At 38.2% G+C, this 16,446-nt stretch carries 17 protein-coding genes, 1 pseudogene and 2 other annotated features; of the genes and pseudogenes, 4 read left to right on the forward strand and 14 right to left on the reverse strand.

What is annotated here, in order from left to right; all coding sequences use genetic code 11:
• Positions 1-28: 28 nt before the first annotated feature.
• Complete coding sequence (locus J416_RS07155) at positions 29-586, reverse strand: CvpA family protein (RefSeq protein WP_003467563.1); 558 nt, start codon at positions 584-586, stop codon at positions 29-31.
• Between the two features lie 6 nt (positions 587-592).
• Positions 593-853: a cell division protein ZapA gene (zapA, locus tag J416_RS07160; RefSeq protein WP_003467565.1), complete on the reverse strand. Its 261-nt coding sequence runs from the start codon at positions 851-853 to the stop codon at positions 593-595.
• A 132-nt stretch (positions 854-985) separates the two neighbouring features.
• On the opposite strand from zapA, the gene rnhC reads away from it, so the two are divergent.
• Positions 986-1,930, forward strand: coding sequence for a ribonuclease HIII (rnhC, locus tag J416_RS07165; protein ID WP_003467566.1), 945 nt, complete (start codon positions 986-988; stop codon positions 1,928-1,930).
• Between the two features lie 87 nt (positions 1,931-2,017).
• Here rnhC and pheT read toward each other — a convergent pair whose 3' ends face one another.
• The 3 genes from pheT to J416_RS07180 all read right to left on the reverse strand — a co-directional run bounded on the left by pheT (position 2,018) and on the right by J416_RS07180 (position 6,652).
• A complete protein-coding gene (gene pheT / locus J416_RS07170) occupies positions 2,018-4,444 on the reverse strand; it encodes a phenylalanine--tRNA ligase subunit beta (RefSeq protein WP_003467567.1) in 2,427 nt (808 codons plus the stop codon).
• Positions 4,445-4,459: 15 nt separating this feature from the next.
• The gene (gene pheS / locus J416_RS07175) at positions 4,460-5,494 is read right to left on the reverse strand and encodes a phenylalanine--tRNA ligase subunit alpha (protein ID WP_040513129.1); all 1,035 of its coding nucleotides are present in this window, start codon (positions 5,492-5,494) and stop codon (positions 4,460-4,462) included.
• Positions 5,495-5,599: 105 nt separating this feature from the next.
• Positions 5,600-5,842 (reverse strand) — a binding site (T-box leader).
• Between the two features lie 51 nt (positions 5,843-5,893).
• Positions 5,894-6,652, reverse strand: coding sequence for a TrmH family RNA methyltransferase (locus J416_RS07180; protein ID WP_003467570.1), 759 nt, complete (start codon positions 6,650-6,652; stop codon positions 5,894-5,896).
• A 100-nt stretch (positions 6,653-6,752) separates the two neighbouring features.
• On the opposite strand from J416_RS07180, the gene sspI reads away from it, so the two are divergent.
• Both sspI and J416_RS16435 read left to right on the forward strand, forming a co-directional pair.
• Positions 6,753-6,959 (forward strand): small acid-soluble spore protein SspI, encoded by a 207-nt coding sequence (sspI, locus tag J416_RS07185; protein ID WP_003467573.1) that lies wholly within the window; start codon positions 6,753-6,755, stop codon positions 6,957-6,959.
• Positions 6,960-7,069: 110 nt separating this feature from the next.
• Positions 7,070-7,674, forward strand: a pseudogene (locus tag J416_RS16435) (lytic transglycosylase domain-containing protein).
• A gap of 188 nt (positions 7,675-7,862) precedes the next feature.
• Here J416_RS16435 and J416_RS07195 read toward each other — a convergent pair.
• The 3 genes from J416_RS07195 to J416_RS07205 form a co-directional block, all read right to left on the reverse strand.
• The gene (locus tag J416_RS07195; protein ID WP_003467577.1) at positions 7,863-9,485 is read right to left on the reverse strand and encodes a glycoside hydrolase family 43 protein; all 1,623 of its coding nucleotides are present in this window, start codon (positions 9,483-9,485) and stop codon (positions 7,863-7,865) included.
• A gap of 366 nt (positions 9,486-9,851) precedes the next feature.
• Complete coding sequence (locus tag J416_RS07200) at positions 9,852-10,934, reverse strand: M42 family metallopeptidase (RefSeq protein ID WP_003467578.1); 1,083 nt, start codon at positions 10,932-10,934, stop codon at positions 9,852-9,854.
• A gap of 18 nt (positions 10,935-10,952) precedes the next feature.
• On the reverse strand, positions 10,953-11,441 hold the full coding sequence (locus J416_RS07205) for a dUTP diphosphatase (protein ID WP_003467579.1): 489 nt from the start codon (positions 11,439-11,441) through the stop codon (positions 10,953-10,955).
• Between the two features lie 122 nt (positions 11,442-11,563).
• On the opposite strand from J416_RS07205, the gene J416_RS07210 reads away from it, so the two are divergent.
• Positions 11,564-11,947, forward strand: a complete 384-nt coding sequence (locus J416_RS07210) for a hypothetical protein (protein WP_003467580.1) — start codon at positions 11,564-11,566, stop codon at positions 11,945-11,947.
• Here the strand turns inward: J416_RS07210 and J416_RS07215 are convergent.
• The 6 genes from J416_RS07215 to thrS form a co-directional block, all read right to left on the reverse strand.
• The gene (locus J416_RS07215) at positions 11,944-12,519 is read right to left on the reverse strand and encodes a TVP38/TMEM64 family protein (RefSeq protein WP_003467584.1); all 576 of its coding nucleotides are present in this window, start codon (positions 12,517-12,519) and stop codon (positions 11,944-11,946) included. The two genes, J416_RS07210 and J416_RS07215, sit on opposite strands and share 4 nt — an antisense overlap.
• 47 nt (positions 12,520-12,566) lie before the next feature.
• Positions 12,567-12,827 (reverse strand): DUF1294 domain-containing protein, encoded by a 261-nt coding sequence (locus J416_RS07220; protein WP_003467586.1) that lies wholly within the window; start codon positions 12,825-12,827, stop codon positions 12,567-12,569.
• 89 nt (positions 12,828-12,916) lie between these two features.
• Positions 12,917-13,273 (reverse strand): 50S ribosomal protein L20, encoded by a 357-nt coding sequence (gene rplT / locus J416_RS07225; RefSeq protein WP_003467589.1) that lies wholly within the window; start codon positions 13,271-13,273, stop codon positions 12,917-12,919.
• A gap of 35 nt (positions 13,274-13,308) precedes the next feature.
• Complete coding sequence (rpmI, locus tag J416_RS07230; RefSeq protein WP_003467592.1) at positions 13,309-13,506, reverse strand: 50S ribosomal protein L35; 198 nt, start codon at positions 13,504-13,506, stop codon at positions 13,309-13,311.
• Positions 13,507-13,545: 39 nt separating this feature from the next.
• Positions 13,546-14,052 (reverse strand): translation initiation factor IF-3, encoded by a 507-nt coding sequence (gene infC / locus J416_RS07235; protein WP_003467594.1) that lies wholly within the window; start codon positions 14,050-14,052, stop codon positions 13,546-13,548.
• Positions 14,053-14,147: 95 nt separating this feature from the next.
• Positions 14,148-14,284: a sequence feature (ribosomal protein L20 leader region), on the reverse strand.
• 69 nt (positions 14,285-14,353) lie between these two features.
• The gene (gene thrS / locus J416_RS07240) at positions 14,354-16,303 is read right to left on the reverse strand and encodes a threonine--tRNA ligase (RefSeq protein WP_003467605.1); all 1,950 of its coding nucleotides are present in this window, start codon (positions 16,301-16,303) and stop codon (positions 14,354-14,356) included.
• Positions 16,304-16,446: the final 143 nt, after the last annotated feature.

Here is a 16,446-nt window from a genome sequence, read left to right on the forward strand (position 1 = left end):
GTTTGCAAGGGTAAAAATTCACTACTTGTTATTCTCCACCATCACTCATTGTATCATTCGCAAATAACATATCCTGCAGTCGTTCGGATAGAATTGGGGTGTGTTCGAGCATGAAATTTGCGACTCCAGATCCTTCTATTAGTGCTTGAATTTCAGGTAATGGAGCAAGTGCTAGTAAATATAAAATAACGAAAAGAATAAAATAAAATTCGACAAATCCGAGAATGGCACCTAGCCAACTGTTAATAAAGTTTAAAATGGGTAGATCAGCGACAAAGTCAAGCATTGTAGCTAATATTTGTAGAACAATTTTTGTGACAAAGAATAAAACCGCAAAAGCAATCGCATTATAAAAAGCTGCTTCTAACGGCAATGTGTCAAGAAAAATCGCCCATGACTCACCCTCAGGAAATTCTGGATACGGCACCCACAATTCGAGTTTTGAAGCAAGATCATCGAAGTACACAGCTGCAACTAAAAAAGCGATGACAAAGCTGGTCAAATGTAATAGTTGGAGAATAAATCCCCGCTTAAGTCCAACGAAAAAACCCATAATTAGTAACGCAAGCAAAATTATACTGACCATATTCACTTATTCCTCTTTCTCTTCAAGTAAGTTTTGTAAAATTTCGTATTCCTCTTTCAATTTCAAATAATCATTCATGGTATTGATTGCTGTTAATACAGCAATATTTGTCGTATCGAGCGACTTATTAACTTCATGAATTTCACGCATTTTTTCATCAACTAATGCAGCGACTTGGCGCACATGTTCTTTCTTCTCATCGCCAACAATATGATAATCTCTTCCATATATATGAACGGTGGTCCGCGATTGATCGGATTGGGCCACGGTTTTACCCCCTTCTAGACATTAACCTTAAGATTAATAGTAACATGAAGAAACTTTTTAGAAAACTATTCTGATAACAATCATCTTTGCTATACTATAGATATTGCTATTTATATGTAAGGAGCGATTCTTTTGTCAAATATCGTATTAACATTTCCCAAAACAAAATTACATGAACTCGAAACATATTATCGTGATGATGTAAAGGGTAAACCAGCGCATTCAATTTTTCAAGCAAAAAAAGATGGTGTAACGATTACAGCGTATCAATCAGGCAAAGTCATGTTCCAAGGAAATGGAGCCGAACAAGAAGCAAGTATTTGGCAGTCGTCTCATTCGAGTGTCAAGGCTCACTCTTCCAAAGAGAAAAAAACGGTGAACGATCATGCCTATCAGCCAGATAAACGTCTGTTTCAAATGAGTCATATTGGAACAGACGAAGCAGGAACAGGTGACTATTTCGGTCCCATTACTGTAGCTAGTGCTTACGTATCAGAAGAAAATCTATCTATTCTTCAATCACTCGGGATTACTGATTCGAAACAACTAACGGATGAAAACATCTTAGCACTATCAAAAGAAATTGTTCAACATAATATTCCATATTCACTACTGACATTGCCCAATCAAAAGTATAATCAAATGCAACAAAAAGGATGGAATCAAGGGAAAATGAAGGCGATGTTACATCATCACGCCATTCAAAAACTTTTGGCAAAGCTTGATGTGGAAACACCGCCTTCCATTCTCATTGATCAGTTTTGCCCACCGGCTACCTATAGCAAGTATTTGCGGCAGGAAGGACAAAAGATGCAGCAAAACATGTACTTCATGACCAAAGCCGAAAGTTATTCAACAAGTGTAGCTGTTGCTTCGATTATTGCTCGGGCCAAATTTGTAAAAGACATGGACCAATTGACAAAAAGTATAGGCGTTGAAATTCCAAAAGGCGCATCTCAGCGTGTAGATGAAATGGGCGCGTATATTGTGAAAAAATTTGGTAAGGAACGACTTCAGCACATCGCAAAAACCCATTTTGCTAACACAAAAAAATTAGAAACATATCTAAGACAATAACGTTTATCTCTTCACTTCAGTCATTCTTTCATACATTTGGTGCATAAAAGTAGCATGGATTTGCTTCCATGCTACTTTTTTACGTCTTTATCCTCGAAGTACAGCTTGATGTTTTTCTTTGACCGCATCCATAATGGCTTGATAGGAAGATTCCACTTCTTCATCCGTTAAGGTGCGATTCGGATCCTGGTAATGAATACTGAAAGCGATAGATTTTTTCCCTTCTTCTAAATGTTCACCTTGGTAGACATCAAATACATGCACATCGTTAATTAATTCTCCACCTGCAGTCAAAATCGTATGCTCCAGGTCACCAGCATGTACGGATTGATCAACAACTAGTGCAATATCTCTCGTAACACTTGGATTACGAGGAATCTGATTGAAACTTGGTGCATTGTGATGAATATCTAGTAGGTAATCAAGATCAAGATCAAATACATATGTTTCATTCAAATCATATGCTTTCTCTTGTTTCGGATGCACCTGTCCGATAAAACCAATCGGACGATGATTAACGAATAATTGCGCTGTACGCCCTGGATGCATGCCATCCATTTTTGTTTGCTTATACGTAACACTGATATTTAACGAATAAAATAATGCGTCCACAATCCCCTTAACAACAAAGAAATCAACTAATTTTTTCTCTTGTTGCCAAGGATGACTTACCCATTCACCGGTAAATACGCCAGTCACACGCTCTTTTTCAGCTGGCTGTTTCGTTACTTCTCCTTCATGAGATAAGAAGACACTACCCATTTCATAATAAGCCAGTTGGCCTTGTTTTCTCGCTAAGTTGTAAGAAATCACTTGTAACATTTCTGGTACTAGACTTAATCGCAATGTACTATGATCTTCACTCATTGGCATTTTCAGTGGTACAGCAGAAACGACTTCTGATTGAATTTCAGGACTAATAAAATGGTTGATTCGCTCTTCGTTGGTCAATGAATAAGTGACAGTTTCCATTAAACCAGCGCCCTCTAAGAATCGTTTGATATATCGCTTCAATTGTTGTCTTCGTGTCAATCCACCTGCTTGTGACCCGCCTTGTGGTAAGGTGAATGGTATTTCGTCGTATCCATAAATTCGAGCCACTTCTTCCAACATATCTTCAAAAATATGAATGTCTTGACGACGCGTCGGAACAAATACGTTGAACGTCTCACCTTCTTGATGAAAATGAAAGTGAAGTTTACGTAATATATCTGCCACTTCTTGATTTGTCATGTTCGTCCCTAACCGATCATTAATTGTCGATGTCCAAATCGTGACGGTTTTTTCTTGCTTATCGAGTTGATCAAATTCGGCTACCCCATCTAGAACGGTTGCACCTGCATATTGTTCCAGCAATTGACAAGCGCGCTCTCCCGCTTGACGTACACGGTTAGGATCGACACCTTTTTCAAAACGTGCACTCGATTCACTTTTAAGATCGAAATCACTAGATGCTTGTCGTACAGTTTTCGGATCAAAGTAAGCCGCTTCTATTAAAACAGTTTTCGTCTGATCCGTCACTTCTGCATCTGCGCCTCCCATGACACCAGCCAGTGCATGTGGTTTGTCTCCATTCGTAATCACAAGGTGATGCGGTGCTAATGAGCGTTCTTGTTCATCTAATGTCACCATGGTCTCACCCTCATTGGCAAGGCGAACAACCACTTGATCTGAACCAAACTGATCATAATCAAAGGCATGTAACGGTTGACCATATTCTAATAATACATAATTCGTAATATCTACTACATTGTTAATTGGTCGAATTCCTGCTGCCATTAAATAGTTACGCATCCATAATGGTGATGGACCAATCGAAATATCTTTCACAAGAAAGGCACCATAATACGGATTCTGTTGAGGAGCATCCACACGAACTGATACCTTATCTTCTGCTTTTTCCGCTGTTGTACTGACGTTCGTTTGTGGTAAATGAACGTCTACATCCAAAATCGCAGCTACTTCATAAGCAACTCCGAGCATACTCAGAGCATCCGAACGGTTTGGGGTTAAGTCAAATTCAAATATTACATCGTCCAAATTTAATAACTGATTGACGTCATCCCCAACTTCTACCTCATCTGGAAATACAAAGATACCTTCTGAAAAAGCTTTTGGTACATACTTTTCATCGACACCAAGTTCTTGTAATGAACAGATCATACCATTGGACTCCACACCACGTAATTTTGCCTTTTTAATTTTAAAATTACCTGGTAACACAGCGCCAGGTTTAGCAACCGCTACTTTTTGTCCTTGGGCGACATTTGGGGCTCCACAAATAATTTGCAATGTCTCATCACCCACATTGACCTGACATAGATTCAGTTTATCTGCATTTGGATGTTGTTCACAGCTCTCAACATAACCAACGACCACATTGTTAGTAGCGCTAGCAAAATGTTCAATCCCATCTACTTCGATCCCTGTCTTAGAAATTTGTTCAGCTAGATCCTCTGGGTCAATATGATCAATATCAATATATTGTTTTAACCAATTTAACGAAACAAACATGATTTTCCCTCCTCATTATGCCTGGTGATATTGTTTTAGGAATCGAATATCATTGGTATAGAAATGGCGAATATCATCAACACCATATTTCAACATCGCGATACGTTCAGGTCCCATTCCAAAAGCAAACCCGCTGTATACTTCTGGATCATAACCGGCCATTTTCAAGACGCGAGGATGAACAAGACCTGCACCGAGAATTTCAATCCATCCAGATTGTTTACAAACACTACATCCATCGCCATGACACATTTTGCACGAAATATCCATTTCTACAGACGGTTCAGTGAACGGAAAGAAACTAGGACGTAAACGAATCTCACGGTCTTCTCCAAAAAGTTGTTTAGCAAAACGGTTAAGTACACCTTTTAAATCACTAAGGCGAACGTTTTTATCGACATACAGTCCTTCAATTTGAGTGAACTGATGTGAATGTGTCGCATCATCGGTATCTCGACGGTATACTTTCCCTGGACAAATCATTTTTACGGATTTAGATCCTTGATATTGATTCATTGTACGTGCCTGAACTGGTGATGTATGGGTACGCATCAATAATTCCTCCGTAATATAAAAGGAGTCTTGCATATCGCGTGCTGGATGTCCCTTTGGTAAATTTAATGCTTCAAAGTTGTAATAATCGGTCTCAACCTCTGGACCTTCTCTCACCTCAAAACCCATACCAATAAATAAGTCTTCGATTTCTTCAACAATACTTGTTAATAGATGAGGTCCACCCACTCGAACAGGGCGTCCTGGTAATGTCACGTCAATTGTCTCTTCTTCCATTTGACGTTCCATTTCTTCTTCTTCAATCACAGCTTTTCTTTCATCAATGGCATCAGTAATCGTCTGACGTACTTTGTTGGCAAGCTCACCAATGACTGGACGTTCTTCTTTTGATAATTTTCCCATACCACGAAGTACTTCAGTGATTGGGCCTTTTTTACCTAAATAGGAAACACGTACATCTTGCAAATCTTTTAATGATGTGACTTGTTTCACTTTTTCAAGTGCTTCTTTTTCTAACTGTTGTAATCGTTCCTTCACTTTCATATCCTCCTTTTATTCGGAATGATTCCTTTCTAGAGTTGATGTAAATCGTAACAACCTTTAAGAAACTATCTTTAAAATAAAAAAAGCCTCCTCCCTATGGAAAGGGACGAGACATATATGTATCGCGGTACCACCCTTGTTGGCATAGTTCAACTATACCCACTTGTGATTTGATAACGGTAAGAATACCGGAACACCTTTACTTGTTAAACGTACAAGGTCCAAGTGTCAACTCCAGAGCGAATGTTCAATATGCTTTCGATTGAAATGCTTTCAGTCTATGGCATTTCATCCCTTGGATCGATCATGAGCATACTTACTATACTCTTTCACTGTCTAACTATTCATATTTACTTCATATAGTATAAGCAACGAGAAGCGATGATGCAAGTCTTATAAATGATTTTTTTTCGTTTCCGCAATGTGATACATCATAATTCCAGCTGCGGTGCTAACATTTAACGACTCTGCTTTTCCGAAAATAGGTATTACTACATTTTCATCCGCTTGTTGGATAAGGTCATTTTGTACGCCAGCTCCTTCATTTCCTACGATAAGTGCCAAGCGATCTGGTGCATACAACTGACGATATTCTTTTGCGTGATCGGTAAGTCCAGTTGTCCAAATGGTTATACCTTCGTTTTGCCATCGTGTAACTTCATTCAAAAGATTTGCCTCAAACAAATCAATATGAAAAATGGAGCCTTGAGATGCTCGCAACACTTTATTGTTATAAACATCTGCTGATCCATCTCCAAGTATCACAGTATCAAAACCAGCTGCATCTGCTGTTCGAATCATGGTGCCAACATTCCCTGGGTCTTGAACATGATCTAATACTAAAGCTGTTGTAAAATTCATGCCTCTTTTGTTTTTTTTCTCGACAATCGCGGCAATTCCTTGTGGCGTTTTTGTTTCCGTAATTGCTTCCATGATATTCTCGGTCACTTCAAACAGCGGGTATTCATACCAATCATTTGATATGCTCGCCTGCTCTTGATAGATAATCTCTTGAATCGACCAGTCACTGTTATGTGCTTCTTCAATAAGGTGATAACCTTCGATAAGAAACTGCTCATGTCGATCGCGTTCCTTCTTTTGTTTTAATTTACGCCAATGTTTCACTTTTTGATTTTTAACTGATGTGATCACTAGTATTCATCCTCACTTTTCGTTCCTTTTATATCATACATATTTTTTTATAACATGGTCAAACTATAATGAAAATTTACTAACAAAATGAGGTGAGAAGATGGATATTAACCTTCGACAAGCAATTCATTCAAATGTTTCTGGTAACTCGGCAAAAGAATTGGAAGAGACCATTATCGATGCAATTGAAAGCGGCGAGGAAAAGATGCTCCCTGGACTCGGTGTTTTATTTGAAATGTATTGGAAAGAGGCAAATGAACAAGATAAGCAAGAAGTTCTATCCCAACTTGAAAAAGCAGTTCAATAAGTCATATTTAGTGGTTGTTTGCAGGAAAAAACAACCACTTTTTATTGCGAAAAATTGAAATTCATTGTATAGTAGCTATAGGCATTATATACTAAGGGAGCGTTATGATCGTGAATATTCAATCCATTCAACAATTATTACAATTACAAGCCATGTCGTCATTCACAAATTCAACCAATTATGCATCCTCATCCAACGCGTTCTCAACGATTTTTCAACAAATGATGCAACAAACAGGAACAAATAATTCTGATGATCGACAGAATATTCCAGCATCAACGTTTTTAGAACCATCCACTACGACATATCCCATTATAAATGAAACAACAGACGCTTCTCAAACCGAAGTTTCATCCATTATCGATCAAGCAGCGAATACATATAATATCGATGCGAAACTTATTGAAGCTGTCATTGATACAGAATCTAACTTTAACTCAAACGCTGTCAGCCATGCGGGGGCACAAGGATTGATGCAACTCATGCCAGAGACAGCTCAAGGATTAGGGTTGAACATCCATTTAATCCTACTGAAAATATTTTTGGCGGAACAAAATATTTAAAACAAATGCTTGATCGTTATGATGGCAATAAGAACTTAGCATTAGCTGCATATAACGCAGGCCCTGGAAACGTAGATGAACATAACGGTATCCCTCCTTTTGAAGAGACACAATCATACGTACAAAAAGTACTTGGGAAATACTTAGCATAATCCTCTGATTTAGCGCAGTATTTTTATCAAAAGCACGCATCACGACTTACATCAAATGATACAAGATATCAGCCTATCTTTCTTCCGGTTTCGGAAAAAGATAGGCTTTTGATTCTTCATAACCTAAAAAACAAAAGAAGAACTTTACCTGGTAAAATAACAGATAAAGTTCTTTTTTGTTTCTTTCCTTAGAATATCCCTTTTCGGTTACGTCTAAACAGAATCAAGATTCCAGCAAGTAGAATAACAAAACCAACGATCATCCAATTATACTGTCCTAAAAACATATTGGGTAGTTCATGACCTGCTTCTTCATTTGATGGTTCTTCTGACGTTTCTTGTGATTGATATTGACTCCCCCACACGGATAAACCATTATTGCCTAAAGCTGTAAACGTATGCGTAATCGACTCACTCGCAGAATCCCATTGCTTCATAGCCACACCATGATAGTCTTGCCCTTCTATCGTTAACGTTATCTCCTGTTCATTCTTTAATTGCCATTCACCACTAATCGCCCCAGAAATCGTTCCATCTTGGTTTAGAGATATATTTTTTGATGATTCGATATCAGCGGTAATTTCAGATGAATATGGAATAAATTCGAAATCACCTGTTATGTCTTTTTCTGTTACCTTAGTTAAAGATTCTTTAGCATAACGATGCGGAGCAACAACCGGCCATCCTTCTTGGTTCATAAACATTTGATGCACGCGAACTTCATGGGTTTCACCTTCACCGGGAAAACGCGTGTGAAAAATTAAGTATTGTTCACCCGTTTCTTCATCATAATAAACTGAATTATGTCCTGGTGATACATAACCTGAAGTACTGTCAGATTCACCAAACTCAAATTGATGATTACCGATTAATTTCGTCCCTGTAGGAGCAATTGATTCATCATCGAATACCGTCCCTGCTTCACCTTTGGCATTGATCATTTTGTTCCCTTGCACGTCAACATATGGTCCATCTGGGTTCTTAGACCGAGCAACTCTAACGTTATAACCCCCATCTGAAGCTAATCCTCCGTATGACAGATACAGATAATAGTAACCGGTTTCATCATTATGCGCAATATAAGGTGCTTCAATTCGACTATGATTGCCACCTAACAATTTCTTACCATATTCTTGTCCTTCCTTTGGAAAACCTGTTTCAGGATCTAATTCCAAAATGAAAATACCTCCAGAATATGATCCGTACACCATCCATAGTTTCCCTTCTTCATCGTAAAACACATCAGGATCGACAACATTTGGATGCTTGGTTGCATCATAAGTTTCAGGATAATGGTTGTTTTCATCATATGGTGTACCGTCTACCGTTTTCGATTCTTCTGCGGTCATACCTGAACGTAAAATCAGACCAAGATCTTCATATGGCCCTTCTGGATGATCACTGACCGCAATTCCCATAGCTGATCGAGGTGAACTCCCCTCACACGCATTATAATACATATAATATTTGCCATCTTCTTTTAGTTGAATCACATCAGGCGCCCATAATGTGTCCGTTTGCGCCCATGATAATGCTTCATCTAATTCTTTCGTCGCATCATCAAATAATGAATTACTTGGTGTTACACCATCGGTTTCAATTTGTTCCCAATTCATAAAATCTTCAGTTTTCGCTGCAGCTAAATGTGAACCAAATACGTAATAGTTATCTTCTGCCCGAATCACTGAAGGATCATGTACAGTTGCATTAGAAAAAGTAGGCTCTTCTTCTACTGCAGATACATTCATTGGAATAATAATAAGTATCGCAAGAAGCAAAGTTACGAACAAGAGTGATCCTTTACGTTTCATAAGTCATCCTCCAAGTAATATTTTTACTCATACGTATATTTAAGCGGTTACAAAGTAAGGGTGTAATTTCACCATTATATGCTAAAAAATAAGTTAATATTAATGTTTATCATTATATATAAAACAGCGCATAAATAATGTATAGTTAACAATTTCATTTATCAATTTTCACCATACATCCCCTATACAATCGTATAAGATATTTTTACTCTTCATGAATTAATATTAATATACGTATAAGTTAACACTACAATACTATATCCAACTGATCATGACAAGTAACATTTGCAAATGAAAATGTAAATTGTCACTCTTTTCACGAAAAAAGAGCACCGCGTTGGGTACTCTTTGCATACGTGTTTCCTATTATGAAAATGTAATTTCTTCTACTTTATCTTGATCTAGTTGTTTGATGACTTCGACAATGAGTTGAACAGTATGTTTAAAGTCGTCTTGATGTAACATCGCTGCGTGTGTGTGAATATAACGTGTTGGTATGGTAATGGATAATGCCGGTACCCCGTTTGCTGTTAAATGGATTGAACCAGAATCTGTACCTCCACCTGCCATTGTCGCATATTGATAAGGGATATCATGTTGATCCGCCGTATCGATAACGAAGTCACGTAACCCTTTATGAGATACCATCGATGCATCATATAGAATAATTTGTGGCCCTTCTCCAATTTTACTGTCAGCATCCTTATCAGATATTCCTGGTGTGTCCCCTGCAATGCCAACATCGACAGCGAATCCGATATCAGGTTCTATCGTATAAGTCGACGTTTTGGCTCCACGCAAACCGACCTCTTCTTGTGCTGTTGCAACACCATAAACAATGTTTGGATGCGTTTCTTCTTGCAATTGTCGAAGTACTTCAATCGCAATTGCACAACCGATCCGATTATCCCATGCCTTGGCTAATAATACTTTTTCATTTTTCATCGGTGTAAACTCAAAATACGGTACAATTGAATCCCCTGGTTTGACACCAAATTCTTCAGCCTCTTCTCGACTTGACGCACCGATATCAATGAACATATCTTTGATTTGTACAGGTTTCTTTCGCGCTTCTGGTGATAAAATATGTGGGGGTTTGGAACCGATAATTCCAGTCACATCACCATGACGTGTTAAAATAGTAACTCGCTGTGCTAACATGACTTGACTCCACCAGCCGCCAACGGTTTGAAAATAAATAAATCCGTTATCATCAACACGCGTTACCATAAAACCTACTTCATCCAAATGACCAGCGACCATAACTTTCGGTCCATTCTCCTCACCTTGCTTTTCGGCAATTAAACTACCGAGACGATCAGCATATACTTTGTCAGCATGTGGGGAAATCCATTTCTCCATTACTTTTTTCGCTTCTTTTTCATCACCAGGAATGGCTCGCGCATCCGTTAATTCCTTTAACATAGATAGTGTATCATTATTTGACATAAGTAAAACCTCCTTCGATTAATATCCTGTGTCTTGTCTTTCAAAATTAATTTTATTCTTATCTGCATAGGCTTTTTGGATATCAGTTGGGGTAAAGCCTAGTGATTCACCTAACTTTAGATATGTAGTAAATACTTGTTGGTATTGATTGATTGTTGGTTGTTGTTTCAGTGCAGTTATTTCTGAAAATGCTTGATGGAATTGGTCAGTTACATCAGCATCACCAATGGATTCGGTTGTATGGTGGAAATCCTCTACACCAAGTTCTAATCCCAGTGATAAAATAAAATGAATGCCATCTACATATTCTTCAGCAATCACTTGTTTTTCGCTTGGTGGTTTGACACTCCAATACTTAAAGCATCTTGTTTCATTTGCTAATTCACCAACTTCTACGAGCAATGCAAGCACCTTCTTGTCAAAAACGTATTCATTTTCTAAATGGTGTTGTGCTACGATATAATGATCTAATTTTTTCTGCATTTGAAATAATTGCTGCCAATCCATAGTTTGCTCCTTTATCCACAATTTAATAATATTATATCATGGAAAGGTATAATATTTGAAACCAATTGAACTTTTCATTCGTAGTCTTATGAAGAGGACCTTTCGATAAGGAGTGGAATGCCGTGATTATTTTATTATTTCGGTTGTTACTGTTTGCAGCCATTATTATATTGTTATACAGTGCTTATAAATATCTCATGAACCCGAAACGTAAATTAGAAGTGGCTCAAGAAAAAAAAGCATTTTACTTTTTAGATGATGCAGACAATATACAAAAGAATTTTCTTATCACATATAAAGGATTTATATTTGAAGGGGAAAAATATGTAGGCACAACAGAGGATTCGTTGGAAGTGGTTAACGTTATCGTCTATACCCACCAACCAGAACAATTACACGGATTTGAACGAAAGGATCTCTACTTTTTAGAAGAAGAAATTTTGATGCGTTATCCCTACGCAAAAGTTGAATGGAAGCATCCAATCAACCGCCTCCACTTACATTAAGTGGAGGAAGTCGAAAAGAAATGTTGCCACTTTATCACAGCTTGCTTGTTACGCATGAGAAAAGCTATAACGCAAATGATACTTGTAGCAAGAAGCACATAAGGAAGCGGAATTTCTTGTATCGATTGACCAAGTGATGTATATAAAAGCGTGACCGGTACGACAGAAATCAATGTTTTCTGAAGATAGGCCTTTTTATTATTGGAACGTTCATATAACCAAAAGGATAACAAATGGAAGTGGATAAATGGGACCATGCGAAGCAATGTAATCTGTGTAAGATTTAATGTTTGTCGATCACCGAACAATTTCTGTTTAATGTTTTCAAACCGTTTTCGCAAAGGGTCTACCCAATGGATCAATTGATAAAATAGTAAACTCGACAGTGTTAAACCGATAATTGAGTAAACCGTACCCGCTACGAAACCGAACAGAAGCCCGCCTGTTATACATAATAACAGCACCGGCACAAAAAATAGTGGACGAATCATATGTAAACAGATAAATACAATCGGTGCCAAAAAAGCATAATTTTCGACCCACTTTATTTGATAAAGTAACTCCCATACCATTGATGACCATCTCCTTCATTACTAGTTATATGACATGAGACGAGCCATTATGACAGTTTCCAAAAGAGAACCAATTGAAGAATCGCCATGAACGGTAATCCCCACCGAAAGATTTGATGATTGATTTTATGACGAAATGCATACATCCCAATTGTTGAACCCCACGCTCCACCAACGAGCGAACATAACCATATCTTTTTTTCAGGAATTCGCCATTTTCCTTTAACTGCTTTATATTTATCCATCCCCATCAATAGAAACGCTAAAAAACTGATGACAATTAGATAAATTAACATTACATCTACCAATAAAACACCTCTCATCTTCAGCTAGAAAAAATCGGTCAAAAAAAGGATTGCTTCATCTACTGAAACAATCCTTTCTCTTTAGCCACGGTTTATTTTAATGCTTGTTTCGCTTGATCAGCAAGTTGAGCAAAGCCATTCTCATCATTAATCGCTAGATCAGCTAGCATCTTACGGTTCACTTCCACACCAGCTAACTTCAAACCGTGCATTAAGCGACTATAAGAAATGTCATTCATGCGTGCCGCTGCATTAATACGTGCAATCCATAATCTACGGAAATTACGTTTTTTCTGACGACGGTCACGATACGCATACTGACCAGATTTCATCACTTGTTGTTTTGCTTGTTTAAATAGCGCATGTTTCGAACCATAATAGCCTTTTGCTAGTTTTAATATACGTTTACGACGTTGACGTGTAACTGTTCCACCTTTAACACGTGCCATAATATTCCCTCCTATATATCAACGAATCTGTTTTATTAATCTTTTGGCAACATTTGCTTGATACGCTTGTAATCTGCAGAAGATACAAAATCAGGTTTGCGTAAATTACGCTTTTGTTTTTGCGACTTGTTTCGAAACAAGTGGCTCGTATATGCGTGTGAACGTTTCACACGTCCGTTACCTGTTTTTTTAAATCGTTTAGCAGATGATTTATGAGTCTTCATTTTTGGCATTCGTTATTCCTCCTTCAGTTCTTAAACACATACTACGTGCTATTTCTTTTCATTAACAGGTGCAAGCATCATGAACATATTACGACCTTCCATTTTTGCTTTCTGCTCTATCGTTGAGACATCATTGCATTCCTCAGCCATACGTTCTAATACTTTTTGACCTAAATCCTTATGGGTAATCGCACGTCCACGGAAGCGAATCGCAACTTTCACTTTATCACCTTTTGTCAAGAATTTACGTGCATTACGTAACTTGGTATTGAAATCATGTTCTTCAATACTTGGACTTAAACGCACTTCTTTGACATTGATGACTTTCTGTTTTTTACGTGCCTCTTTTTCTTTCTTTTGTTGCTCAAAACGATACTTGCCGTAATCCATGATACGACATACTGGTGGTTTTGCCTTTGGAGCTACCAGTACAAGATCTAAGTTTCTTGTTTGAGCAATGTCTAACGCTTCTTGACGAGATTTTACGCCTAATTGATCCCCATTTGAATCAATGAGTCGAACTTCTTTTGCTCGAATACTCTCATTGACGTTCATTTCTTTGCTAATAGTCAGCCACCTCCGAAATTTGTTAAAAGCGTAATGAAACATGATCAACTTCGACAAGTTATCAATGAACAATAACTGATTGACATACAAAAAAGGTGTGAATGCACATACTGCACCCACACCTGTCTTCATTTCATTACGAATACGTCGGAAAACATATACCTGTTAACTACATCGACTGTGTCAATCAGGTGAGAAGCGGGTGCTTCTACTTGTCTTAGGATCATATTTAATTTCACTCTCCGTATATTACCATGATACAGACATATCGTCAACATCAAATGTTTGATTAAGACGGATGACGTAACTGCTTTTCGTTTATTTCACGTACAATGGTGTCTTTAAATGAATCGAATGATTGGGTATCAGAATCTTTTTCCCCGTAACGACGAACATTAACTGCTCCTGCTTCAACTTCCTTATCACCGACAATTAACGCATACGGTATTTTCGCAGTTTGCGCTTCACGGATTTTATAGCCAATTTTCTCATCGCGTTTGTCAACTTCCACTCGAACACCAGCCAAGCGTAAATCCTCTTCTACCTTTTGCGCATAATCCATGTGCACATCGGCAGACACCGGTATGACACGTGCTTGTACAGGTGCTAACCATGTTGGGAACGCTCCCTTATATTCCTCGATTAAGAAAGCAACAAAGCGTTCCATCGTTGAAACAACACCGCGGTGAATAACTACCGGGCGATGCTCTTGACCATCTTCACCTATATACGTTAAATCAAACCGTTCAGGTAAAAGGAAATCGAGTTGTACCGTTGAGAGTGTCTCGTCTTTTCCTAAAGCTGTCTTTACTTGCACATCGAGTTTTGGACCATAGAATGCCGCTTCGCCTTCAGCTTCAACAAATTCCAGTTCCATCTCTTCCATCGTACTTTTCAGCATGCTTTGAGCTTTTTCCCACATTTCATCATTGTCGATATATTTTTCCTTATCCTCTGGGTCACGATAAGATAAACGGAAATAATAATCGTTAATGCCAAAATCTTGATAGACATTGCGAATCAGTTTAACTGCACGAGTGAATTCATCTTGTAATTGATCAGGTCGCGCAAATATATGTGCATCATTCAATGTCATCGCACGAACACGCTGCAGACCTGCCAAAGCACCTGACATTTCATGACGATGCATCATCCCCAGTTCTGCGATACGCACCGGTAAATCTCGGTAACTGTGCAATTGATTTTTATACACCATCATATGATGCGGACAGTTCATCGGACGCAACACTAAGTCTTCATTATCCATTTCCATTGTTGGGAACATATCATCTGAATAATGATCCCAATGGCCACTTGTTTTGTATAGTTCTTTACTTCCCAATACTGGTGTATACACGTGATCGTAACCTAATCGCTCTTCAATGTCGACGATATAACGTTCAATCGTACGGCGGATCGTTGCACCATTTGGTAACCAAAGTGGCAAACCTTGTCCCACTTTTTGTGAAACAGTGAAAATATCTAGTTCTTTTCCTAATTTACGATGATCACGTTCTTTTGCTTCTTCGCGCAAACGTAAGTATTCGTCTAAATCACTTTGTTTTGCAAAGGCTGTTCCATATACCCGCTGCAACATTTTATTATTACTATCTCCACGCCAGTATGCTCCTGAAATATTTAGTAACTGAAATACTTTTAACTTACTGGTTTGTGGCACATGAACCCCTCGGCATAGATCGAAGAATTCACCTTGTTCATAAATCGTAACCGTCTCACCTTCTGGAATATCGTCTAGAAGTTCAAGCTTTAATTCATCGCCAATTTCTTCATAAATCCGTTTAGCTTCTTCTCGTGTTACTTCTTTACGGACAATTGGTAAGTTCTCATCCACGATACGCCTCATTTCTTTCTCAATGCGCGGGAGATCTTCTGGCGTAATCGTTTCTTCCATATCAATATCATAATAAAAACCATCTTCAATGGTTGGCCCCACACCTAATTTCACATTACCATACAAGTGTTTTATTGCTTGTGCCATTAGGTGTGCCGTAGAATGGCGCAATATATCCAGCCCTTTTTCGTCTTTAGCGGTAATAATTTGAATCGCACCATTTTGATGTAACGGTGTACGCAAATCAAACAATGTATCATCGAGCTGAATCGCTAATGCTTGTTTCTTTAATCCAGGGGAAATCGAGAACGCAATATCTTCTCCGGTAGTCCCTGCTTCAAAACCTTTCACATTCCCATCAGGAAACGTAATCTGAATTTGTTCCATTTTGACCGCTCCTTTACCTGTTATGATTCATAGATACTCGCTCTGTTCTTAGATAAAATCTTGCAAATGGCTCCCATTACAACGAACTCTACGTATACTTCTTTTAAACAAAAAACGCCCATCCCTCTACATCGTAAAGGGAC

It is taken from the genome of Gracilibacillus halophilus YIM-C55.5 (genome assembly GCF_000359605.1).
Classification (GTDB): domain Bacteria; phylum Bacillota; class Bacilli; order Bacillales; family Amphibacillaceae; genus Gracilibacillus; species Gracilibacillus halophilus.

Coding starts and splice junctions, on each gene's coding strand:
- J416_RS07155 (WP_003467563.1), bottom strand. CDS start 586: ATGGTCAGTATAATTTTGCTTGCGTTACTAATTATGGGTTTTTTCGTT.
- pheT (WP_003467567.1), bottom strand. CDS start 4,444: ATGTTTGTTTCGTTAAATTGGTTAAAACAATATATTGATATTGATCAT.
- sspI (WP_003467573.1), top strand. CDS start 6,753: ATGGATATTAACCTTCGACAAGCAATTCATTCAAATGTTTCTGGTAAC.
- J416_RS07195 (WP_003467577.1), bottom strand. CDS start 9,485: ATGAAACGTAAAGGATCACTCTTGTTCGTAACTTTGCTTCTTGCGATA.
- J416_RS07200 (WP_003467578.1), bottom strand. CDS start 10,934: ATGTCAAATAATGATACACTATCTATGTTAAAGGAATTAACGGATGCG.
- J416_RS07205 (WP_003467579.1), bottom strand. CDS start 11,441: ATGGATTGGCAGCAATTATTTCAAATGCAGAAAAAATTAGATCATTAT.
- J416_RS07215 (WP_003467584.1), bottom strand. CDS start 12,519: ATGGTATGGGAGTTACTTTATCAAATAAAGTGGGTCGAAAATTATGCT.
- rplT (WP_003467589.1), bottom strand. CDS start 13,273: ATGGCACGTGTTAAAGGTGGAACAGTTACACGTCAACGTCGTAAACGT.
- rpmI (WP_003467592.1), bottom strand. CDS start 13,506: ATGCCAAAAATGAAGACTCATAAATCATCTGCTAAACGATTTAAAAAA.
- infC (WP_003467594.1), bottom strand. CDS start 14,052: ATGAACGTCAATGAGAGTATTCGAGCAAAAGAAGTTCGACTCATTGAT.
- thrS (WP_003467605.1), bottom strand. CDS start 16,303: ATGGAACAAATTCAGATTACGTTTCCTGATGGGAATGTGAAAGGTTTT.